Annotated in this window: 15 protein-coding genes; 8 read left to right on the top strand and 7 right to left on the bottom strand. The window is 39.5% G+C overall.

The window, feature by feature from the left end:
- Window positions 1-57 precede the first annotated feature (57 nt).
- From AC00Y6_RS01410 to folE, 5 genes are all read right to left on the bottom strand, one after another.
- Window positions 58-936, bottom strand: a complete 879-nt coding sequence (locus AC00Y6_RS01410) for a hypothetical protein (protein WP_474488832.1) — start codon at window positions 934-936, stop codon at window positions 58-60.
- 204 nt (window positions 937-1140) lie between these two features.
- Window positions 1141-3795, bottom strand: a complete 2655-nt coding sequence (locus tag AC00Y6_RS01405; RefSeq protein WP_474488831.1) for a 4-alpha-glucanotransferase — start codon at window positions 3793-3795, stop codon at window positions 1141-1143.
- 97 nt (window positions 3796-3892) lie between these two features.
- Entirely contained in the window at window positions 3893-4621 is a 729-nt protein-coding gene (locus AC00Y6_RS01400; RefSeq protein ID WP_474488830.1) for a hypothetical protein, read from the bottom strand.
- A 99-nt stretch (window positions 4622-4720) separates the two neighbouring features.
- The gene (gene cysS, locus AC00Y6_RS01395) at window positions 4721-6190 is read right to left on the bottom strand and encodes a cysteine--tRNA ligase (protein ID WP_474488829.1); all 1470 of its coding nucleotides are present in this window, start codon (window positions 6188-6190) and stop codon (window positions 4721-4723) included.
- 118 nt (window positions 6191-6308) lie between these two features.
- Window positions 6309-6974: a GTP cyclohydrolase I FolE gene (gene folE, locus AC00Y6_RS01390; RefSeq protein ID WP_474488828.1), complete on the bottom strand. Its 666-nt coding sequence runs from the start codon at window positions 6972-6974 to the stop codon at window positions 6309-6311.
- A 179-nt stretch (window positions 6975-7153) separates the two neighbouring features.
- Between folE and AC00Y6_RS01385 the strand changes: the two genes are divergently transcribed.
- From AC00Y6_RS01385 to dnaE, 6 genes are all read left to right on the top strand, one after another.
- A complete protein-coding gene (locus AC00Y6_RS01385; protein WP_002976354.1) occupies window positions 7154-7393 on the top strand; it encodes an acyl carrier protein in 240 nt (79 codons plus the stop codon).
- Window positions 7394-7417: 24 nt separating this feature from the next.
- The gene (fabF, locus tag AC00Y6_RS01380; RefSeq protein WP_474488827.1) at window positions 7418-8665 is read left to right on the top strand and encodes a beta-ketoacyl-ACP synthase II; all 1248 of its coding nucleotides are present in this window, start codon (window positions 7418-7420) and stop codon (window positions 8663-8665) included.
- 12 nt (window positions 8666-8677) lie between these two features.
- Window positions 8678-9448: a ribonuclease III gene (gene rnc, locus AC00Y6_RS01375; protein ID WP_474488826.1), complete on the top strand. Its 771-nt coding sequence runs from the start codon at window positions 8678-8680 to the stop codon at window positions 9446-9448.
- Window positions 9423-9896 (top strand): IPExxxVDY family protein, encoded by a 474-nt coding sequence (locus tag AC00Y6_RS01370; protein WP_474488825.1) that lies wholly within the window; start codon window positions 9423-9425, stop codon window positions 9894-9896. Before rnc ends, AC00Y6_RS01370 begins: the two co-directional genes overlap by 26 nt.
- Window positions 9889-11334: a pyruvate kinase gene (pyk, locus tag AC00Y6_RS01365; protein ID WP_474488824.1), complete on the top strand. Its 1446-nt coding sequence runs from the start codon at window positions 9889-9891 to the stop codon at window positions 11332-11334. The genes AC00Y6_RS01370 and pyk overlap by 8 nt, the downstream gene beginning before the upstream one ends.
- Window positions 11335-11497: 163 nt before the next feature.
- Window positions 11498-16150: a DNA polymerase III subunit alpha gene (gene dnaE, locus AC00Y6_RS01360; RefSeq protein WP_474488823.1), complete on the top strand. Its 4653-nt coding sequence runs from the start codon at window positions 11498-11500 to the stop codon at window positions 16148-16150.
- Window positions 16151-16605: 455 nt separating this feature from the next.
- Here dnaE and AC00Y6_RS01355 read toward each other — a convergent pair whose 3' ends face one another.
- Window positions 16606-18543, bottom strand: a complete 1938-nt coding sequence (locus AC00Y6_RS01355; RefSeq protein ID WP_474488822.1) for an ABC-F family ATP-binding cassette domain-containing protein — start codon at window positions 18541-18543, stop codon at window positions 16606-16608.
- 167 nt (window positions 18544-18710) lie between these two features.
- Between AC00Y6_RS01355 and AC00Y6_RS01350 the strand changes: the two genes are divergently transcribed.
- Together AC00Y6_RS01350 and AC00Y6_RS01345 are read left to right on the top strand one after the other, a co-directional pair.
- A complete protein-coding gene (locus AC00Y6_RS01350; RefSeq protein WP_474488821.1) occupies window positions 18711-19682 on the top strand; it encodes a deoxyhypusine synthase family protein in 972 nt (323 codons plus the stop codon).
- 75 nt (window positions 19683-19757) lie between these two features.
- Complete coding sequence (locus tag AC00Y6_RS01345) at window positions 19758-20267, top strand: ferritin (RefSeq protein ID WP_474488820.1); 510 nt, start codon at window positions 19758-19760, stop codon at window positions 20265-20267.
- 64 nt (window positions 20268-20331) lie between these two features.
- Here the strand turns inward: AC00Y6_RS01345 and AC00Y6_RS01340 are convergent, their stop codons facing one another.
- Window positions 20332-23481, bottom strand: a complete 3150-nt coding sequence (locus AC00Y6_RS01340; protein ID WP_474488819.1) for a UvrD-helicase domain-containing protein — start codon at window positions 23479-23481, stop codon at window positions 20332-20334.
- Between the last annotated feature and the right edge of the window lie 55 nt (window positions 23482-23536).

Raw genomic sequence — 23536 nt, 5'->3', positions numbered from 1 at the left:
GATTCTTAGTGGAAACTAATGTTAAAAGATACGACTGCCAATTTTTTGTTAATGTTTTTATCTACTTCCAGAATTTCTGTAACCACCGGATCTAGATGTAGAGGAAGCAGCATCATTACGAGATCTGTCAGATACAGGGCGATCGAAACCGGTATTCTGCCTCATTCCACCAGCATTTCTGAAACCAGTGTTATCTGGTGCAACATAAGGCGTCCGGCGATCAGAATTCCCTGAATAATTTCTAAAACTACCATCATTGCCAGAACGTGTACCGCTAACATCTACAGACCTACCAGTACCAAAATTGCCGCTGCTGCCACTCCTTGGTGAAGTGCCTGCCGAATTATTTCTATAAGTATTGTTATTGGGATAATTATTAGCTCTCACATCTTGTCTAAAACTGCTCCTAAAATTATTTCTGTCAACTCTGTAAGTAACGATGTTTACATTCCTATACATGGGCTGAACAGGATAGCGTCTCGCATAGAAATTACTAAATCTGTTTTGGTAAAAAACAATGGGGCTTCTACCGTGGAAATAAGTATTTTGATAAACTACAAAAACCCGTGGGCCAAGGATGTTTTGCAAGGCAAAGAAGCGGTCATAATACCACCTATCGGGATTCCAACGGTAATAATTATTCCACGCTGCATAAGACGCAAAACGATTGTTAAGCATCATAATCTGATTGATCTGGTAAGGTGACAAACGAAACTGGATAAAAAACTGATCCCAGTTGACAGAGAAAATAGCTCTTCTGTAATCGTTATAGTAACCCTGATAATATTGATCTGGATAATAATCTGCTGGATAGTTGTAATAATAATTATCCGGGTAACTGTAAGAATCATCATAATACTCATCTCCATAATAATCCTGAGGATAAGTATCATAATAATCTTGAGCAAAAGTCATCGTCCCAAAAAATAAGGACATACTCAAAAATAATTTTGAAATAATATTTTTCTTTTGATAAATTAATGGTTTAATCACTTTTATTTTTTTAATAATTGGATAGTTAAAGATTATCTTGGCACATTCCTATTCTTTGATTTTCAATAAGGAGAAAAGTTAAATGATAACTACAAAATAGGATGAACAAAAAAAACACTTCCCATTTCTGAGAAGCGTTTTAATAATCTAGTATCTATCACTGTTTTCTATCCAACCGGCAATTTTTTGGTTAAACTCATTTTCGTTTGTGAGGTCTTCCAACTTCAGGTGCATCCTATAACGCCAATAGTGCGGGAAAACAGCCGGATTATTGATTCGTTCTTCATCCATATTATCATTCATCAAGCGATGATCTGTTGCCAAAAACTCTTGAATTGGGAAAATAGCAAGCATCGCATTGGTATACAGGTGCTGCTGCATTATAATTTCGGACAATTCTGGGGATAGATCCCATGGAGCCGTACCATATTGGTTTAACTGATGATTAAAATAATCCTGAGTCAAATTACGATCCTCGTGCCACCATTGCCGTAATGTGGAACTGTCGTGGGAAGAAGCTGTTACCACGTTAAGATACCCGGCATTGCGGGGATCGTAATACGGGATATTATCAGACGGCATCCGTTGAACTTTGAGCGCTGTAATAGCCAGTTTATCCATTACCACAGGCACCGAATCGGGAACCAATCCCAAATCTTCGCCACAAATCAACATACTTGTAGAGTTGAGCAAAGCAGGCAGTTTCTCCATCGCTTTCTGATACCAAAGCCCATCCTGGCGCTTGAAGAAATAATCATTGTAGAGATCCAGCAGTTTGGCCTTTTCCCAGTCGGGAAGGTATTTGTAAGACGTGGTTTTAGCGATGTTAAACCTTGGATGAAACACAGTTCCATAATCTGTCTCTTCTGTCAGAAACAATACATTGGCTGCTAAAGAAATTAATTTTTCTTCTGCCCAATCCCAGGTTTCTTTTTTGAAATAATTGGTTAATTTCCTTTGTGTATCAAACTCTGGCTTAAAAGTATAAACGCCATTGTGATGATTATCAAAGAAATGATTCTGGATCTTATCCTTGAACTCGCCAAAGTTTTCCCAAAGAATGGGATCATTCACAAATGGCTTCACATAGCGTTCGTAACTAAACGGAATCTGACGTTCCGCAAATTCTTGCTCAGTCACCGGGACGGCAGGATAAAAATAACCCAACAAACCTTGCGTTGCAGAAATCGGCATTCTCCATATCCTGAAAAAGCCAAGGATATGATCAATCCTCATGGCATCAAAATACTGCTCCAGGACTTTGAAGCGTTTCTTCCACCATTGGTAACCATCCGCTTTCATCACTTCCCAATTATACGTCGGGAACTCCCAATTTTGGCCCAAATCTGAGAACTGATCCGGCGGTGCACCGGCCTGAAAATCCATCCCGAACAATTCCGGTTCCGTCCATGCTTCCACAGAATAACGGTAAATACCAATCGGTAGATCACCCTTCACCGAGATGCCCAAATGATGCAGATATTCTACCGCATTTTTCAGCTGGAGATGTAACTGGTACTGGATCCAAGCATGCAGCATTATTTTGTAATATTCTTTATGTTTTGGAGAATACAAGGTGGCCACTTTTCCGGCGACATACTTTTTATGCGTTTTCCAATCGTTGAAATTGGGCGTTTTATACTTATCCCTCAAAACACAAAAAGCAGCGTAAGGCATTAGCCATTCTTCATTTTCTTTGATGAATTTTTTGAATTTTTTATCTTTTAGAATGCTTTCTTTATTCTCTTCAAAAACGGCGGTGGCAAATTTCCATTTACCGGCAATCATCTGCTCGTAGTCAATTAAAGACAAAGAATTAAGTTCGGCCTTTTTTGCCTGATAATCTTTAACCAAATCTTCTGGCAGCACATATTCTAATTTCTCAACCGAAAGGTATTGCGGATGAAGCGCATAAACCGAAATGGCCGCATAAGGATAAGAATCTGTCCAGGAATAATTGGCCGTGGTATCATTAATGGGCAAAATCTGAATAACGGAAAGTTTGGTTTCGCTGGCCCAATCGCCCAGTTTTTTAATATCAGAAAATTCGCCTACACCAAACCCACCTTCCGTTCTTAAAGAAAAAACAGGAACTGCAACGCCCGCAGCATGCCAAAGTGTTTCATTATTGAATTTGAAATAATGATCTGCTTTTACATACAACAAATCTTTGTTAGGATTAGCAAAAACCCAGCGGTTGTCGCCCGGTTCTATATAAATAATTTGCCCTGTATTTTTGTCTTTGATGGCATACTTATAAAGAATGGTCTGATGAGAGTCTATGTCAACGCCAACTTCCCAAATGCCATAATCAGTTTCATTCAGACGCAAGGCTCTGTTATAGTCCCAATTTCCCAAGGCATCAACGTTCCCTATCAAAACCAGTTGCCAGTTGGGGTGGTAAAGCGGCGCTTCTATCCGGAAAAGGTGGCTGTGCTTTTTAACAACAGAAGATTTGGCAGGCACAAAACCCTGCAAACGGTTGTTAAGCACTTTGTTATTAAGGTAATTTTCGGGGAAATTTTTGAGATTCCATTGGTCAAAGATCATAAACTCTTTGAAACTGTTGGGGAAATCAAGCTTATGGAACGGGATCTCCTCTTCTAGAATTTCGCCCAAATCATTCACCAAAAGGTATTTGTATAGAATTGATTTAGAAAAATAATCCAGTTCTGTGATCCAGTTATTATTTTCGGAATAATCCATATTGTAGTCCCGATGCTCATTTTTCCCGTCATACAGGCGCAAAACAAGCCTTTGGCCAACTTTGGTTCCAAAATTAACACTAAAGTATAGTTTCATTATTAAGGTCTGTTAATATAGACGCAATTTAATGATTTATTGGATATTTGGATAAAAATCTGAAATTTCCGACTAACGCTCTTGAATTGAGCAAAATCTACTTCTGATTATTAGACAAAACCCGAAGATAAGAATCGATGTGGTTATCCAGTTCTACGGTGATTCCTCCTAAATTTTTGGCTTTCATATACATCAGCACTTTTTCATCACGCAGGCAATAGGTCAAAAAATCATTAATCTTCTCTTTGTTGATGCCCGCATCTGCAAAGTATTGGTAATCTATATTATTTCTCATCCAAGCCAGACCTTCCTGCATGTCTTCATATTTATAAAGCCTTTTCAATCTTCTGGATTTCCCTGAAAGCCATTTGTATAGATTATCAATGTTTAATGAAGCACCCAATAAAGGCATTAGGACTTCTCTTGCACCAACTGGTTTCTCGCGCGGCTTTTCCGGAGATTTGGGCAACCCGATGGATTGCCGCAACTGCTCTTCTTGAGAATGGGAAACACTTTTGTTTACCAGTTTTACTTCTTCTATCTCCTGCGGGATCTTTTCCAGTTTTACCGTTTTATTCTCAAAATTATTAATGACAATCTTCGCCAACTTGTAACGTTCTTTGGCAAAACGGATTTCGTCACCAATTTTGGCATTGATAGTAAAATTTCCCTGCGGGTCGCTATAAGCCCTCTCATTGCTCGTCATATTAACGATCAAAACTCTGGGAATTAAAACATCGTCTTCGGATGTCACTTTCCCCGAAATGTTTTGCGAGAGTACAAATCCTGATAAAATAAGGGAAACAAGTAGTAAAAATGATTTCAAGCAGCGATAGTTTTTTCAAAAATAAGTCTCTTTCTTAAAACAGAAATACGGTTTAACTTTCGTTAACCGTATTTCTCAATATTTATGATTTTTTATCTATTACATTAGTTGATATGTGGTTCCGTCCCGGCCATCTTTCAGCTCTATTCCCTTTTCAAGAAGCTGGTCACGGATCTGGTCTGACAATTCCCAGTTTTTGGCTTTCCTGGCCTGATTTCGAAGTTCAATCAAAACCTGTAACGTTTGATCCAACTTATCATTATTGGATTCATCAATGGTTGTAAGCCCCAAAACATCGAAAACCAAAGCATTCAAGAATTGCTTAAGATCTTCAAAATCTTCTGTAGAGATGCTCTCCTTACCTTGTTTGGAGGCAATAATCACCTTCACCACTTCAAAAAGATGCGAAATTAAAATCGGGGAATTAAAATCATCCAACAATGCCTCGTAACATTTTTCTTTCCATGTTTTGAAATCAAAAGTTGAGAAAGCAACGCCTTCCACCGCCGCCTGCGTATTGAGAATTTTCACAGCTTCCATCAGTCGGTTAAATCCTTTTTCACTGGCCAGCATCGCATCATTAGAAATATCCAAAACACTTCTGTAATGGGCCTGCAAAAAGCAAAACCGGAGAACGCTCGGGTGGAATGGTTTTTCAAAAAAATCATTGTTTCCCGTAATCAACTGCATCGGCAGGATATAGTTTCCAGTGGATTTGCTCATCCTCTGGCCATTCATCGTTAGCATATTAGCGTGCATCCAATATTTTACAGGCTCTACGCCGTTGCAGGCTTTTCCCTGAGCGATTTCACATTCGTGATGCGGGAATTTCAAGTCCATCCCTCCGCCGTGGATATCGAACTGGTCGCCGAGATATTTGGTACTCATCGCGGTACATTCCAAGTGCCAGCCGGGGAAACCTTCTCCCCAAGGCGATGGCCACTTCATAATATGTTCTGGCGACGCTTTTTTCCAAAGGGCAAAATCCTGTGGGTTTTTCTTCTCAAATTGCCCATCCAAGTCCCGTGTGTTGGCAAATAGCTCTTCAATATTCCTTCGGGAAAGTTCCCCATAATTGAGGCCTCTCTTGTTATATTCCAAAACATCGAAATAGACAGAACCGTTGCTTTCGTAAGCAAAACCTTTATCCACAAGAAGTTTGGTAAGCTCCAACTGCTCGATAATATGTCCTGTAGCGGTTGGTTCTATGGTTGGCGGAAGGAGGTTAAATCTTTTCAAAACATCATGGAAATCAACCGTATATTTTTGTACAATCTCCATTGGCTCCAGCTTTTCCAATCTGGATTGCTTTATGAATCGGTCATTATTAATATCGCCGTCGTCTGTTAAATGCCCGGCATCGGTAATATTACGTACATAACGGACTTTGTAACCCAAGAACTGAAGCGTCCTGTAAATGAAATCAAACGATAAAAAAGTCCGCACATTTCCCAGATGCACGTTACTGTAAACTGTTGGTCCGCAGACATACATCCCGATATTACCTTCTAATATAGGTTTGAATATTTCCTTTTCACCGGATAGTGAGTTGTATATTTTTAGTTGCATTGTTAACTTAAAATTGAAAGATTAAATGATTTAAAAAAATTAGACATAAAGAATAATCAACAACAGATAATTGTTGTGATGAAAATCTTGTATGAACTATTTCTGTATTGTATCATTTTCAATCAAACTTCGCATGGCTTCCTACATAATGCAGAAATTCTTGTCTTGTTATAGGATTGGTTCTGAAAATTCCGCTGAGTTCTGCGGTGATGGTAGAACTGGCAGTATCCTTGATCCCACGGCAGTTAACACAAAGGTGCTTAGCATCAATGATGCAAGCTACATTTTTGGTTCCCAAAGCTTCCTTCAAAGCTTCTACAATCTGCATCGTCAATCTTTCCTGAACCTGTGGACGTTTCGCATAATAATCAACAATCCTGTTTATTTTTGAAAGGCCAATCACCTCCCCATTCGAGATATAAGCCACATGCGCTTTCCCAATGATGGGCAGAAAATGGTGCTCACAGAAAGAATACACCGTAATATCTTTTTCCACCAGCATCTGGCGGTATTTATACTGGTTTTTGAAGGTAGAAATCCCCGGTTTATTTTCCGGCAATAAGCCTCCAAAAATTTCGTTCACGTACATCTTGGCCACACGCTTTGGAGAATCCCGAAGGGAATCATCCGTCATATCCAATCCCAAGGTCTGCATAATCTCGCCAAACAGCGCTTCTATCTTCTCTACTTTCTCAGCAGGTGTTAGCTCAAAAGCGTCTTTTCTAATCGGGGTATGATCTTTGCCCGTAAAAAGATCGTCATCATTATCCGGAAAATCTTCCATAATTTGCATTAATAAGTCATGGCAAAAATAAACAAATTTGCGGACTCTTACGGGAGTATTTTAATGATTTGATTATAAAAAGGATAGAAAACCAAGCGCTTTAAAAAAGTAAAAAAAAATTGTAATGATTTGAAATTTTATATATTTGCACCAAATTAACATAATTAAAATAAAATACTATGTCAGACATTGCATCAAGAGTGAAAGCTATCATCGCTGATAAGCTTGACGTTGAAGAAACAGAAGTAACTCCAGAAGCAAGCTTCACTAACGATTTGGGAGCTGATTCTTTGGATACTGTAGAACTTATCATGGAGTTTGAAAAAGAATTCAACATCCAGATCCCTGATGATCAAGCAGAAAAAATTACAACTGTTGGTCACGCTATCGCTTACATCGAGGAAGTTGTAAACAAATAATATTATCAAGATAGAATAAAATTTATGGAATTGAAGAGAGTAGTTGTAACCGGCTTCGGCGCTATTACACCAATTGGAAATAATGCTAAAGAATACTGGGAAAACCTTATAAAGGGCGAGAGCGGTGCTGCTCCTATTACTCTTTTTGATTCCACAAATTTCAAAACTAAGTTTGCTTGCGAGGTCAAAGACTTTAACCCTCTTAATTATTTTGATAAAAAGGAGGCTAAAAAGATGGATCGCAACTCTCAATTTGGACAGATTGCGGCCAGAGAAGCCATTGCACACAGCAGACTTATAGAAGACAACGTGGACAAAAACCGCGTGGGTGTCATCTGGGGATCCGGTATTGGCGGTCTCGAGACTTTTGAAACAGAAGTTCTCGGTTGGGCTGCTTCCAATAACATCCCAAGGTTTAACCCATTTTTTATTCCTAAAATGATTGCCGACATTACGCCAGGCAACATCTCTATAGAATACGGTTTTCACGGGCCAAATTACACTACAGTTTCTGCATGTGCATCCTCGGCCAATGCGTTGATAGATGCAAAAATGCTCCTTCAACTTGGCAAAGCAGATGTAATTGTTTGTGGCGGCTCAGAAGCGGCGGTAACAGCCAGCGGAATGGGTGGCTTCAACGCAATGCACGCCCTTTCTACAAGGAATGATGATCCCAAAACAGCATCAAGGCCATTTGATAAAGACCGCGACGGTTTTGTCTTGGGCGAAGGTGCCGGATGTATCATCTTAGAAGAGTATGAACATGCCAAAAAAAGAGGTGCTACAATCTACGCAGAATTATCTGGTGGAGGGATGAGTGCAGATGCGTACCACATGACAGCACCACACCCAGAAGGCCTTGGCGCTTACCTGGTGATGCAAAACTGTCTTCAGGACGCCGATGTAACTGCAGACGAAGTAGACCACATCAATATGCACGGTACATCTACACCATTGGGTGACATTGCCGAGTCTAATGCCATTGCCAAATTGTTTGGAGAACATGCATTCGACTTGCAGATCAACTCAACCAAGTCCATGACTGGTCACCTGTTAGGTGCTGCCGGAGTCATTGAGGCAATTGCTGCGCTAAACACGATTGTAAACAGTATTGTTCCACCAACCATCAATCATTTTACAGATGACGAAAAGATTGACAGCAGACTTAACTTTACCTTTAACAAGGCTGTTGAGAAAAATGTTGATATTGCGATGAGCAACACCTTTGGATTTGGAGGACACAATGCCTGCGTACTTTTCAAAAAAATATAAAATGATGTTCTTATGGAGTTGAAGAATTATTTTTCTAGATTCCTTCCTAAAAACAGAACACAAAAACTTTCGGAAAAAGATAATCTATTTCGCAAAAAAATTTCTGAACTGGTTGGATATAATGTTCACAATTTGGAAATTTATAAAGAGGCTTTCTCACTGAAGACTTCTTCTAAAAATACGAATAAAAAAAATTACGAGCGCCTTGAGTTTTTAGGGGATTCTGTTCTAGGAACCATAATTTCCTGCCATCTTTTTCATATCTATCCTAATGAAAATGAAGGATTTCTCACGCAGATGAAATCCAAAATTGTCAACAGGAAAAACCTGAACAAACTGGGTGATGACCTCAAACTTTGCAGCCTTTTGCAGGTGGATATCAGCCATACGGTTTTGAGTGAAAATATATCAGGAAACCTTTTGGAAGCCCTGATAGGAGCAGTTTACCTGGACATCGATTATGAGTTTTGTAAAAAAATTGTATTGGAGCGTATCTTGACGCCAACCACCATTAACAAGCTCGAAAATAAAATTATCAGTTACAAGGGGCTTTTGCTGGAGTGGAGCCAGAAAAAGAAAATCCCTATCAAGTACGAAACCTGCGAGGAATTGCAACCGAACAAAATAGCCGTTTTCCGATGCTATGTTTGGTTACATAACGAGAAAATATCCAATGCCGTAGAAGCCAGTAAGAAAAAAGCTGAGGAAAAAGCAGCCCAGAGAGCTTTCTACGTATTAAGCAAAAAAGAAAATATTATTGAAAATCAAAAAACAGTTTCTTAAGCTAGAGGAAGATCTGACAGAGATCAGCATCGGGTTGGTTCGCCTTATCAAACCAATCCCGGAGTACGAATTGTTTTTTATGATTAACCAACTTAATAATTTTCAATTCAAAAGAACGGCCGATATCAAGGTTGAGGGAGAGTATTTTGACTATTATTTCTCAAGATATCAGGCCTACGATAAGTTTTCCAAAAATTGTTTCAGCTTTATTTCCAATAAATCAATCTCATCTGTAGAAAAAAAAGCACAAAAAGAACTCTTTCTGGATGAAGCAAATATTAAATTTTTACTAAATGTGCATCAGGACGCGGATTACATCTTAACAAATTCCGATATGTTTGCAGATTTTTCGTTAATTTTGCTCCCGGAAAATTTTATATTTCAAATTCAGGAATATTCTCTAAGTTCTGATGAGGAACTTTATCAATTAATCCAATATTATGAATAAAAACCTAAAAAAGACAAAAATAATTGCCACGCTGGGTCCGGCATCTTCCAACAAGGAAACGATGATCCAGATGATTCAGGCTGGTGTAGATGTATTCAGAATCAACTTTTCCCACGCGGATTACGAGCTGGTTATGAGAAACGTAAATACCATCCGTGAAATCAACAAAGAATACGGTTACTCTGTTTCTATCCTTGGTGACCTTCAGGGTCCAAAATTAAGAGTAGGCGTTGTAAAGGAAGGTTCATTCCTTAATCCTGGCGATATATTGACTTTTACAAACGAGAAAATAGAAGGTGATGCTACAAAAGTGTACATGACTTATGAAAAATTTCCGCAAGATGTAAAAGTTGGAGAAAGAATTCTTATCGATGATGGTAAGTTGGTTTTGGAAGTAATGGAAACTAACAATGTGGACACTGTACGTGCTAAAACAATACAAGGAGGTCCACTAAGTTCTAAAAAGGGGGTTAACCTACCTAATACTGAGGTTTCTCTGCCTGCTTTGACAGAAAAAGACATCCAAGATGCCAACTTTATGCTAGATAATGAATTTGACTGGATCGCATTATCATTCGTTCGTCATGCTCAGGACATCATAGACTTGAAAGAGTTGATGGCAAAGCATCCTTCCAACAAAGTTAAAACACCAATTGTCGCCAAAATAGAAAAACCAGAAGGTGTTAAAAATATTGACGAAATCCTGATGGAATGTGACTGCCTGATGGTAGCCAGAGGTGACTTGGGTGTAGAAGTTCCTATGGAGCAGGTTCCTGTGATCCAGAAAAACCTAGTAAATAAAGCAAGGCTATATGCGAAACCAGTGATTATTGCAACACAGATGATGGAAACGATGATCAACAGTCTAACTCCAACAAGAGCGGAGGTTAATGACGTAGCCAATTCGGTTTTGGATGGCGCTGATGCTGTAATGCTTTCTGGCGAAACATCTGTGGGAAAATATCCTGTAGATGTGGTAAGAAACATGTCCAAAATTGTTCAGAATATAGAGAAGACACCTCTTTACTCCAAACTGAACCATGTGATTGAGGAAAAAATCAATTGTGTGGATGAACGATTCATTACAGATAAAGTTTGTCGTTCTGCAGTTGACATTGCGAAATCAACTGGTGCTGAAGCTATTATTACGTTAACCACTTCAGGCTACACGGCTTTCCAGATTTCTGCACACAGACCGTCTTCGCATATTATCGTTTTCAGTTCTAACAAGCGAGTTATTACCATGCTAAACCTGCTTTGGGGCGTAAGGGCTTACTATTATGATATGCAAAAATCAACAGACGAGACAGTAATCCAAGTAAATATGTTAACGCATAACTATGGATTTGTTGAGCAAGGTGATTATGTTGTAAACCTCAACGCTATGCCGGTTCATAATGGTGGTAAAACCAATACACTAAGACTTTCTACGATCTAATCAATATCGTTTTTATAATTACAAAGCCATTGGAAATCATTTCTAATGGCTTTTTTATTGATTTTTGGTTTAGTTTAATTAAACTATTTCTATGTTAAACCAAGTCAATCTGTATTTTTTTTCTCTTATTAAAATCATAACTTTACGCAAATTTCTAACGTAGATGTATTTAGTTTTCGATACAGAAACCACCGGTTTACCCAAAAATTTCAACGCGCCGCTTTCCGATTCAGACAACTGGCCAAGAATGGTTCAGATTGCTTGGCAAATCCACGATGACAATGGAAATCTGGTAGAAAACCAAGATTATATCATCAAGCCGGAAGGTTATGATATTCCCTTTAATGCTGCCAGGATCCACGGAATAACTACTAAAATTGCGCAGGAAGAAGGCCGTGATCTACAGGAAGTTTTGGAAGAATTTTCTAAAGCATTGGAAAATATCCGTGTCGTTTCCGGTCATAATGTGGAGTTTGATTACAACATTGTAGGGGCAGAATTTTACCGAAAAAACATCAAGGACAACCTTCAGGAGAAACCGCGTGCCGACACGATGATTCTGGGAACGGACTATTGCCAGTTGCCAGGAGGAAGAGGCGGCAAGTACAAATCCCCAAAACTGGAGGAGCTTTTTGAAAAACTCTACGGCCACAAGTTTGACGAGGCGCACAATGCCGCAGCAGACGTTAATGCCACCGCTCAGGTCTTTTTCGAAATGATGAGAATCGGTGTTATTCCAGCTGAAGTTTTGAAAACTACAGAAGCGCAGCTAAAGGAATATCAAGCAGCAAATCCGAATCCAATACAACCATTTGGGATCGTCATCAGAAGACAGGTTGCAAGTTTTAACAAAAAGAAAAAACAAAGCGATTTTGGCAGTATTGATGAGATTGATTTGGGTAAATATTTTCATTTTAACAACCACACGGTGTTCTCTACACTTACGGCTACATCCAGCATTGGCGATCTTATCAACAAGGCCAAGCAAGATCATTTTAAAGCATTGGGCATCGTTGACATCGGCAACATGATGGGTGCTTTCAAATTTGTTACAGCTGTGGAAGGTGTGAATTCTGATATCAATAAAAAACACAAGGCTTATCTTGAAAAAAAGCAGGAAGCTGAAGAAAAAGGTGAGGAATTTAGTGATCCAGAACCAAGCCAAGAGCCGCTGATTCCCATCGTAGGCTGCGAGTTCTACATATCTGAACGTTACGAGCAAAAACAATTTACCAAAGATGATCCCGATAGGAGGACGCAGGTGGTTTTGCTGGCCAAAGATTTTGATGGTTACAAAAACTTGGTCAAACTCTCGAGTATAGGTTTCCAAAAAGGTTTTTATTTTGGTGTTCCACGGATTTCCCGAGAATTGATTTCTCAATATAAAGAAGGTGTTATTGCCCTAACATCCGGCATTAATGGTGATATACCAAGCACGATCCTCAATATTGGGGAGCAAAAAGGTGAAGAGTTGTTCCAATGGTGGCAAAAAGAATTTGGGGATGACTTTTATGTTCAGATTCAGAATCATCAATTGCCGGAAGAAGAGCACCTTAACGAAGTTCTTCTTCAGTTGGCCGACAAATACAATGTTAAAATCCTAGCACAAAACGAAACGTATTACACCAATAAAAGTGATGCCAATATTCAGGATATTTTAGGCTGTATAAAAGATGGCGAAAAACTATCAACGCCTATTGGAAAAGGATTTGGAAAAAGAAAAGGTCTAACAACGGACGAATATTATATCAAAAATACAGACGAGCTGAAAGAGACATTTCTGGCTTACCCGGATGCTTTTGAAGCTTATGAAGAATTTTTGGCCAAATTCAAACCTTATACATTGAAGCGTGACGTGCTTCTGCCAAAATTCGACATTCCTGAGGATTTTGTCAATTCCGAAGACGATATAGACGGTGGAAAACGTGGCGAGATGGCTTACCTGACGCATCTGACTTTTGAAGGTGCCAAAAAACGATACTTAGAAATCACTGATGATATCAAGGAACGCCTTGATTTTGAGTTGGACGTCATTGCCAATACAGGATATCCGGGTTATTTTTTGATTGTTCAGGATTTCTGTAATGAGGCAAGAAAAATGGGCGTTTGGGTTGGCCCTGGCCGTGGTTCGGCGGCAGGTTCGGCGGTAGCTTATGCTATTGGAATCACCAATGTGGACCCGATAAAATACGATCTCCTGTTTGAGCGTTTCCTGAATCCAGAAAGGGTTTCGATGCCCGATATCGATATTGATTTCGATGATGAAGGCCGTGATAAAATCATCAAATGGGTGGTGGAAAAATACGGGCAAGATCAGGTAGCGCAGATCATCACCTACTCTGTTCTCGGTGGAAAATCTGCCATCAAAGACGCAGGCCGCGTTTTGGATGTATCCATCCCCGAAACCAACATGATTGCCAAGCTCATCCCTTCTACACCCGGAATGAACATTGCAAAAGCGTTCTCCAAATATGATAAACTGAAACCGGAAGAGCAGCAATTGGTAGATGAGATGAAGAATATCCTGGATAATCCCAATGATTCCCGGTTCTCGGTGCTAGAAAGCGCCAAGAAAATGGAAGGCTGCATCAGGAATACTGGGATCCATGCTTGTGGAGTCATCATCACGCCGGAGCCGGTGAGCAACTTGGTACCAATCACCATCGCAGCCAAAGATGCGGATATTTTGGTTTCTCAGTTTGATAACTCGGTGGCAGAAAGTGCCGGGCTTTTGAAAATGGACTTTCTTGGCCTTAGGACGTTAACAATTATCAAAGATGCCGTCAACCTTGTGAAAGAGCGCCACGGTATAGACATTAATCCCGATGATATTCCGTTGGATGATGCAAAAACCTATCAGTTATTTAAGGAAGGCCGCACGATTGGGATTTTCCAGTACGAAAGTCCGGGGATGCAAAAATATATGCGCGAACTGAAGCCAACAGTTTTTGCCGACCTGATTGCGATGAACGCATTATATCGCCCGGGGCCAATCAAATACATCCCGAATTTCATCAACAGAAAACACGGCACCGAAGAGATCATCTACGATTTACCCGAGACTCAGGAGTATCTGGAAGAGACTTATGGCATCACCGTATATCAGGAACAGGTAATGCTGCTGTCTCAGAAACTCGCCAACTTTACCAAAGGTGAAGCTGATACACTGAGAAAAGCAATGGGTAAAAAGCAGATTGATGTTCTTAACAAAATGTATCCAAAATTCATTGAAGGCGGAAGGAAGAACAACCTGAATGAGGAGAAATTAGAAAAAATATGGAATGACTGGAAGGCTTTTGCTGAGTACGCATTTAACAAATCGCACTCCACCTGTTATGCCTGGATTGCTTACCAGACCGCTTATCTCAAAGCCAATTACCCGGCAGAATATATGGCGAGTGTGATGAGTAATAACATTAACAACACGGCTTCTATCACTATGTTTATGGAAGATTGCAAAGCCATTGGTGTAGATGTTTTGGGTCCTGATGTTAATGAATCTCAATATAAATTTTCAGTAAACGATAAGGGGCAGATCCGTTTTGGGCTAGGTGCTATCAAAGGGATTGGCGAAGGACCGAGTGAAGCCATCACAGCTATTAGAAAAGATGGGAGATTCAAAAATATATATGACTTTTTTGAGCGCGTCCCATCTTCTCAGGTGAATAAAAGAGTGGCAGAAAGTTTAGTGATTGCCGGGGCATTTGACGAAATTGATTCTTACCACAGAGGGCAGTATTTTGACATCGATGCAGCTGGAAGAACCAATCTGGAAAGGCTTTTACGCTATGGACAAAGTTTCCAGGATAGTAAAAATGAGATGGATAATTCGCTTTTTGCAGACTTTGCAGAAGAAGTTCAGATTGAACAGCCTAAACTTCTCCCTTGTGCAGAATGGCCGAATATGCATACCCTTAACAAAGAAAAAGAAATTATCGGCTTCTATCTTTCTGCGCATCCGTTGGATGAATTCAAATACCAATTCCAATTTATGCAAGGTGTTTTGTCCAAAAAAGCAGTGCTGGAAGAGAAAAAAGAAGACCTTCCTGTTTTGGATGAAATTGTCCCCGTCATAGAAGCAGACGACAGCCCGGCGGATGAAGAGACACCGGATATTGTGATTTCCGATGAAGGTGGACTAGAAGATGAGATTATAGAAGAAGTGACTGTAAAAGCTGAGGCCAAGGGGAATTTTAACTTCCTGAATCTGGATGAAGTGGAAGCTTACAAAGATGTGGCATTTCCCAATAAACCTGCAGAATTGTTTGAGGAGAAAAAGAGTTGGAAAGACCGCCAGCACGATAAAGACAACACCAAAGAATATACAGTGGCCGGTCTGATAACAGAATACCGGGTGGCAGACGGCTTCCGCAGTGGGGAAAAAGTTGCTTTTGTGATGCTGGAAGATTATACGGGATCCTACTCTTTCCGACTGGGCGACCGAGATTATATGAAACTAAAGGAAAAACTGGAAGTGCAACGTTTTGTGATTATGAAAATCAAATATTCTCAGGGGAAAGATGGCCGTGTTTTCGTAAACGTTAACGACGTTCTCGAACTGAAAGAAGCCTTTGATCTGTTTGCCAAAAGTCTATCCATTGTAGTTCCGCTGGATACGTTGAGAGAAAGCGACATTAGTTTTTTCAAAGAGAATATCATTGCCAACCAAGGCGAGCAAAAGCTGCAGTTTTTCATCAAAAACCCAGAAGACGATTCCATCTTGGAAGTGGTTTCTATGCAGCATCATATCAATATCAATGAAAACCTGCTGGAAGTGATTCATCAGATTAATAATTATGAAGTTTTTTTGAATTAAACATAATAAATACAAATTAAAACTCGTTTTAAATATTTTTTTGAATTATTTATATTTAAGTACTATTTAAATTTTATTAATTATTAAAAAAATACTATCTTCTGAGTATCATTTCTACTAAAGGTTCAAATTCACTTTTTTATCAGAAGGATTTGACAATTTTGCTGGTATAACTGCTGAGCATCTAAATGGGCAGAAGGAGGAGGATCGGAATTTTTTACATGGGCCACAAGCTGGGTAGCAACTTCTTTTACATTGTGTAATTTTAATAGCACAAAAGGATCGGGAACTACTTATCTTATAAAAAAATTAAAAAAATGATGCTGAAGCTGTCTTAAAATGAATGAAAAATTAGCTCATTTAATTCTATTTTATTATAAGTAATAAATTATAGTAAATTATTTTTATAAGTTGGTAACAAATAATACTTAATTAAGTAGGTTAATTGCCAGATTTTAATTTTCCAGTTGGCTGCCCAGGTATTCCCATTCCTGCAAAGTGAGATCCAATTCTTCTTTGGTTTTATTATAGCTTTCCAAAACCGCTTCTGATGGGTTTTCCTTAGTAAAAGATGACTCAAAATCCGCTATTTTTGATTCCAATTCGGAGATTTTTTCTTCGACCTTTTTAAGTTTATTTTGGATGTTTTTTTGTTCTTTGCTTATAATCGATGTTGCTTGCTTGTCGGCCTGTGGCTCTCGGATTTTTTCTTCTTTATTTTTAGGTGCTTCAGCGTCTTCCTTATGAAGTTTTGATCTCTCGGCAGAGATTTCACGGATGCTTTCCTTTTGTCGGTATTCTAAGTATTCATCAATGTTACCAAGAAATTCTTTCATTTTCCCATCACGGAATTCGAAGATTTTGTCTGATAAGCCCTGCAAAAATTCACGGTCGTGAGAAATGACGATCAAAGTGCCCTCATACTTCTGAAGAGCCAACTTGATAATTTCTTTTGACTGAATATCCAAGTGGTTGGTAGGCTCATCCATAATCAACGTATTGAACGGGCGCAACAATAACTTACAAAGTGCCAGACGGTTTCTTTCGCCTCCGGAAAGAACTTTGGTTTTTTTATTGACATCTTCCCCTTGGAAAAGAAAAGATCCTAGAAGATCACGAACTCTAGGCCTAGTCTCTTCGGTTGCCGAATCTTCTGCTTCCTGCAAAACGGTTTTGTCAGGCGTCAAAACCTCTTCCTGATTTTGGGCAAAATATCCGATGCTCACGTTGTGACCGAGATTCCATTCGCCAGAATAGTCTTTGATATCGCCGGCAAGGATTTTTGCCAAGGTTGTTTTTCCTTGTCCGTTTTGACCCAAAAGGGAAATCCTGTCGCCACGCTCCACAAAGAAGTCTACATTGTCAAAAATTTGTTTATTGCCATAAGCTTTACCCAGGTTTTTGGCTTCGAAAATCACCTTTCCGGGTGTAACAGACGGTTGGAAACGGATATTGAACTTGGACACATCTTCATTATCAATTTCGATTCTTTCGATCTTGTCCAGTTTTTTGATAAGTGATTGCGCAAAAGAAGCTTTGGTAGCACTCGCCCGGAACTTGTTGATGTTGTCCTCCATCTGTTTGATCTCCGCATCCTGATTTTTCTTGGCTTGAGCCAGTTTTTCGCGACGCTCTTTTCTCAGCTCCAGATATTTGGAATAGTTGGCTTTATAATCTTCGATTTTCCTGTTGTTGACATCAAAAGTCCTATTGCAGATTGAGGTCATAAACTGTTTATCGTGGCTTACCAATACAATGGAGCCGGGATAATCTTTGAGGAAATTCTCCAGCCAAATGATGGATTCCATATCGAGGTGGTTGGTAGGCTCATCCAACAGCATCAGGTCATTTTTCTGTAAAAGCAATTTTGCCAGTTCGATCCTCATTCGCCATCCTCCGGAAAATTCGTCCGTTATCTTTTGAAAATCATCCGCTTTGAAACCTAAGCCGAATAGTACTTTTTCAACATCACCTTCTAGATTGTAAGCGTCATAATGCATCAAAAGATCATTCAGTTCCGTCATTCTTACAATAAGATCTGAGTAAGCATCACTTTCGTAATCGGTCCGGGTCGCTAGTTGATGGTTGACATCTTCCAACTCATTTTTGAAAGCATTGATCTGCTCATAAGCCTGCATCGTTTCGTCCCAAACCGTTCTGCCTTTTACAAAATCAAGATCCTGCTTAAGAAAACCAATAGTGATATTACCTTCTGGAATCACATTGCCTTCATAGAAGTTAATTTCTCCGGATAGGATTTTAAGAAGTGTTGATTTGCCGGCTCCGTTTTTACCAACCAAACCAATTTTGTCGTCCTTTTTTATCGTAAAATTAACATCTCTAAAAAGATAGTTACCCGCGTGGTGCAATCCTAATCCCTGTGCCGAAATCATTATTATATGTTTAAAATTTCAATTTGCAAAAGTACAGAATTATTATTGATGTTTTTTTGGATGTTTCCACCGTTTAATTGATTTTAGATAAATGGGCTTTATTTTGTGGATGAGCAGTAATATCTGCTCGAACAAAAAAGCTTAACTTTGCAAAAATTTTTATAATAATGAATAAGCCTATTTCGGAATTTATAGAAAAGTATTATTTGCATTTCAATGCAGCGGCTTTGGTAGATGCTTCCAAGGGTTATGTGGCACACCTAAAAGATGGTGGTAACATGCTTATTTCTCTTGGTGGTGCTATGTCTACCGCAGAGCTTGGTAAAATCCTTGCAGAAATGATCCGCAAGGACAAAGTTCAGATTATTTCTTGTACCGGAGCCAATTTGGAAGAAGATGTGATGAACCTTGTAGCGCATTCGCATTACAAAAGAGTACCTAATTACAGAGATCTTACACCAGAGCAGGAGAGGGAGTTGTTGGATAATCACTATAACAGAGTAACAGATACCTGTATCCCCGAGGAGGAAGCTTTCCGAAGATTGCAAAAACATCTTGAAGATGTTTGGCACGCTGCCGAAGATAAGGGTGAGCGATATTTCCCACACGAATTTTTGTATCAGGTGATCAATTCCGGAGTTTTGGAGCAGTATTATGAAATTGATCCCAAAGATTCTTGGATGGTAGCTGCGGCAGAAAAAAACCTGCCTATCATCTGCCCCGGCTGGGAAGATTCTACAACGGGTAATATTTTTGCATCCAATGTTATTAAAGGTAATTTGAATGTACACACCGTGAAAAACGGAACCGAATATATGATCTTCCTTACAGAATGGTATCGTGCTAACTCTCATGGGAAAGGTGTTGGTTTCTTCCAGATTGGTGGTGGGATCTCTGGGGATTTCCCTATTTGTGTAGTTCCAATGATGTATCAGGATCTGGAATGGGAAGATGTGCCGTTCTGGTCATACTTTTGTCAGATTTCTGACTCTACAACGTCTTACGGATCTTATTCCGGTGCTGTCCCTAATGAGAAAATCACTTGGGGAAAATTGGATATTGACACACCAAAATTTGTGGTAGAAAGTGATGCAACTATCTGTGCACCATTGATGTTTACCTATGTTTTAGAGAATTAATAATTCTATACATATTTTTAGGAAGAGCCGTTTTTTTAACGGCTCTTTTTTTATATTTGAAAAAAAATTAAAGTTATGGTAAGCGATACAATTATCAGGTTAATGAATGAACAAATAACAAAAGAGCAATACGCCTCTCAGCTTTATCTTTCCATGAGTGCGTGGTTCTATTCTCAGGACCTGGAGGGTGTGGCAAACTATTTCCGCGTACAGTCTAAAGAAGAACTGATGCATGCTGATAAAATGTTTGATTATATCAATAATGTTGGCGGACAAGTAATGCTGGATGAAGTAGCAAAACCGCCACATGAATTTTCCGGAGCGCAAGATATTTTTGAAAAAGCCTTGGAGCATGAGAGACTTGTGACCAAAAGTATTTTCAATATTGTGAAGGCAGCCAATGACGAAGGCGATTTTGCAACCACCAGTTTTCTACAATGGTTTATCAATGAGCAGGTAGAAGAAGAGTCTAGCGCATCATTATTGGTTACCAAAATCAAAATGGTGAAGGATAATCCATCTGCACTTTATCTTTTTGACCAGGAGTTGGCGCAGCGTGTTTTTACCCCTGCTGCAGAAAATTAGAATGATTACTGAAAATTAAAAAGTCTTCTGCAAGTCAATAACTTTTAGGAGGCTTTTTTAATTTTTAAATATAAATCACATCGGTTTTCACTACTCGTTTACCAAATTGTTCCAATTTGACCTTGTAAAGTTCAACCTGCTTCTGGTCTTTTTCGTTATGCTCACCGGTTTTGAAATCGACAATGATAAAACCTTCGGGTGTTTCTATCAGCCTGTCCGGGCGGTAAGTTTTTGAATTTCCACTTTCTGTTACCAGCATTTCCCGCTCATTGATGATTTTCAGATTGTCTTCAAAATAAGCTGCGTATTCTTCCTGATGGAGTACAGCTTCTATTCTTTGCAGGATCGCTTTTTTTTCATCTGCAGTAATGATGCCTTCCAAAAAATAAGCGTTGAGTACTTTACCCAGATCTTTTTCCGTTTTGATTTTTGACAGGATCTCGTGGGTGAAAATCCCGATCCGTACGTGCTCCACCCGGTTTTGGTAACTTTTTGATGTGGTGGCAATTTCTATTTTGGAGGCTTTCTCTGCCTTCTGCGCTATTGTTTCGATACTCTCGGACAAATAAGCTGGTTGATCTTTGGTTTTTTGTTTGCGAAGATCCATCACAGGGAATATATCGAAAGAATCCTGTTGTTCGCCATTGTCACTAGGCTGAAACTGGGTCACAAAATCAAATAACTCCAGATGGTTGGCAGATTTGCTCGGTTTTTCCAGATAAAGGAAAAGTTGCTCCACAGGCCGTGTTGTCGCTACATACTGGATACAAAACCGGTCAATCCTATTGCGGTAAGAATTGCTGGAATTGAATTGGGCCAAGTCTTCATCATAATTTTCCAGCTCTGGGGAGAACTGAGTCAGGATAACGGTTTTCAGTTCGTCGTTACTTTCCAGGTTGTACCATTCCGAGAATTTGTTGTCATTATTTTTGTTTTCCATCGGGATAAAAACCACCGGAAATTCCAACCCTTTCGCTTTATGAATGGTCATAATCTGCACCGCATCAATATTGTCACTCGCCTGAATACTGATTTTTGACGCCTCGTCATCCCAGTATTTCAGGAATTCTTTCAGCGTTGCGCCGGCATTTTGGGTGTAGTTAAACAGCATTTCCAAAAAGTTGAGCAGGAAATCCGTTTCCTTATGGTCTACCGAAAATTGCTGGACATAATATTCGATGAAATTATAGAGATTAAGCTGCGGAATATCATTCTGAATTAATTTAACCTGATAATGAACATCGATATGTTCTTCAATTTCCTTTACCGACTTTAAATCCAAAATGACCCTGATTTCCGATGTAAAATCTGGCATTGTGATCCGTCCAGAAACCTGCAGGTAATACATCATTTTGACCAGAAACTGGCGGTTTTTTGGTGTGATATTCCATTTTAGGAACTCAATCAGCGCTTTAATGGTATATGATAAATCCAAAGTCAGCCCTTTCTCAGATATGGTTTTGATGTGGGTTTCTTTATTTTTATAATTCACTTTCAGGCTGCCCAACAGTTGGGAATAATTGAAAATATCCGTGTTGCCACGGCAAAGGATGGTGATGTCCGAAAAAGAAAACCCGTTGTCCACACATTCCTGAATATCCTGCCGCATTTTCTTCGCCGACTCTTCATAAAAAACCGATTTTACGGTATTTTCCAGCAGATGTATTTTCACGCGACCGTCCAAAGAAGACTGCGCCATCTGGATGGCATTTTCTCCAAAAATCTTCTGGTGTTCATCGCTGAGGTCTTTTGACATATAGTCGTAGAGTTTATTGTTAAAGTTCACGATGTTTTTTGCACTTCGCCAGTTGTATTTCAGGTTTTCTGCGGTTGCAAATTTGGGTGTGATTTCTTTTTTGTTGATAATGTCCAGCATTAGCTCGCTCTCGCCACCTCGGAACCTGTAGATGCTCTGTTTGGGGTCGCCCACAATAGTGAAACTGGTATTTTCTGATGTGATGCTGTTGTCGCGCAGCGGTAAAAAGTTCTGCCACTGCATTGCCGATGTATCCTGGAATTCATCAAAAAAATAATGCTGAAACTGTGTTCCTACCTTCTCATAGATAAAGGCCGAAGGTTCATTTTTAAGATTTTCATTAATGATAATATTGAATTTGGAGAGTAGAACCAGATCATTTTCTTCCTCAATTTCCAGTAATTTTTTCTGGATGTCGGCATTCACTTTCAAAGGGAGAATGGCTTCCAGTATTTTTTCTTTTTTTCGGGAATCAATATGGATTTGGATCAGTTGATTTCTCCAATCCAGCAATTGTTGCAATATGTCCTCGATGTCGTTTTGTTTGTGTTTGGCTTTGGCAGCTGCACCTTTCAGAAAAGTTGTTAAGGCAGAGTCTTCATTAGTGGGAAAAGGAAAGCCATCCCGTTTCTTTTGCAGAAAATCTGTGACTTTAACGAAAAATCCTCCCAACCCGTTTTTGCCCTGTGCAAAATCCTCAATCTCGATGCCTCTGGAATTTATTAGCTCCAAAGCTTGTCTTGCTATTTGGTCGGATTGTTTTTTGTTGTCATTAATACGATTTCGAAGTTCGTTCTTTTTATGGTCATAAGCGGTCCATTCAAAATCTTTATTATCCTGCAAAGGTTTGTAATGGATGTCATTAACGAATTTTTTTGCCGTGTTATAAAGGGTTTGGTTGAGGTTAACGCGCTCGTTATTGTCTAAATTATAATTCACAAAATCCATAAAGGCATCAGAAACGGCTTTTTGGTCACCAATCTCATCCAACATTTTGTCTACAGCTTCTATCAGGTAAGGCTCGGCCTGAATTTCCAGGTTGAAGTTCTGAGCAAGTCCCAGTTCGTAAGAGAAACTCTTCACCAGCCTGGCGTTGAACTTGTCTATGGTTCCGATGTTAAGCGTAGAGTAGTGGTGCAGGATGTAATCCAAAACTTTTTGGGAGCGCAGGTGGAGGTCTTCCAACGTAACGCAGTAGCCCTTTTCTTGCAGTGCTTCGCAGATGTTTTTGAGATCGCTGTTGTTAGCAAAATTGTCTTTCACAAACTCACCAAGGTAAAAGAGGATTCTTTCCTTCATCTCGTTGGCAGCCTTGTTGGTAAAAGTGAGTGCCAGGATATTGCGGATGGCATCTGGCTGATTGGGAAACCTGAGGCAGATCATTAGCAGCCTCTGTACCAGCGTGTAGGTCTTGCCGGAACCGGCTGATGCATTGATGACGGAATATGTGTTTTGCATAATAACAAATATAACGGAAAAGAATGAATGTTGCTAGGCTTAGAGCACTTCAAAA

It is taken from the genome of Epilithonimonas sp. (genome assembly GCF_056329745.1).
The sequence above is the reverse complement of the archived record's forward strand: the minus strand, read 5'-3'. Positions and strand labels throughout refer to the sequence as shown.

Coding starts and splice junctions, on each gene's coding strand:
- AC00Y6_RS01410 (WP_474488832.1), bottom strand. CDS start 936: ATGTCCTTATTTTTTGGGACGATGACTTTTGCTCAAGATTATTATGAT.
- AC00Y6_RS01405 (WP_474488831.1), bottom strand. CDS start 3,795: ATGAAACTATACTTTAGTGTTAATTTTGGAACCAAAGTTGGCCAAAGG.
- cysS (WP_474488829.1), bottom strand. CDS start 6,190: ATGCAACTAAAAATATACAACTCACTATCCGGTGAAAAGGAAATATTC.
- folE (WP_474488828.1), bottom strand. CDS start 6,974: ATGGAAGATTTTCCGGATAATGATGACGATCTTTTTACGGGCAAAGAT.
- AC00Y6_RS01385 (WP_002976354.1), top strand. CDS start 7,154: ATGTCAGACATTGCATCAAGAGTGAAAGCTATCATCGCTGATAAGCTT.
- fabF (WP_474488827.1), top strand. CDS start 7,418: ATGGAATTGAAGAGAGTAGTTGTAACCGGCTTCGGCGCTATTACACCA.
- rnc (WP_474488826.1), top strand. CDS start 8,678: ATGGAGTTGAAGAATTATTTTTCTAGATTCCTTCCTAAAAACAGAACA.
- pyk (WP_474488824.1), top strand. CDS start 9,889: ATGAATAAAAACCTAAAAAAGACAAAAATAATTGCCACGCTGGGTCCG.
- dnaE (WP_474488823.1), top strand. CDS start 11,498: ATGTATTTAGTTTTCGATACAGAAACCACCGGTTTACCCAAAAATTTC.
- AC00Y6_RS01355 (WP_474488822.1), bottom strand. CDS start 18,543: ATGATTTCGGCACAGGGATTAGGATTGCACCACGCGGGTAACTATCTT.
- AC00Y6_RS01350 (WP_474488821.1), top strand. CDS start 18,711: ATGAATAAGCCTATTTCGGAATTTATAGAAAAGTATTATTTGCATTTC.
- AC00Y6_RS01345 (WP_474488820.1), top strand. CDS start 19,758: ATGGTAAGCGATACAATTATCAGGTTAATGAATGAACAAATAACAAAA.
- AC00Y6_RS01340 (WP_474488819.1), bottom strand. CDS start 23,481: ATGCAAAACACATATTCCGTCATCAATGCATCAGCCGGTTCCGGCAAG.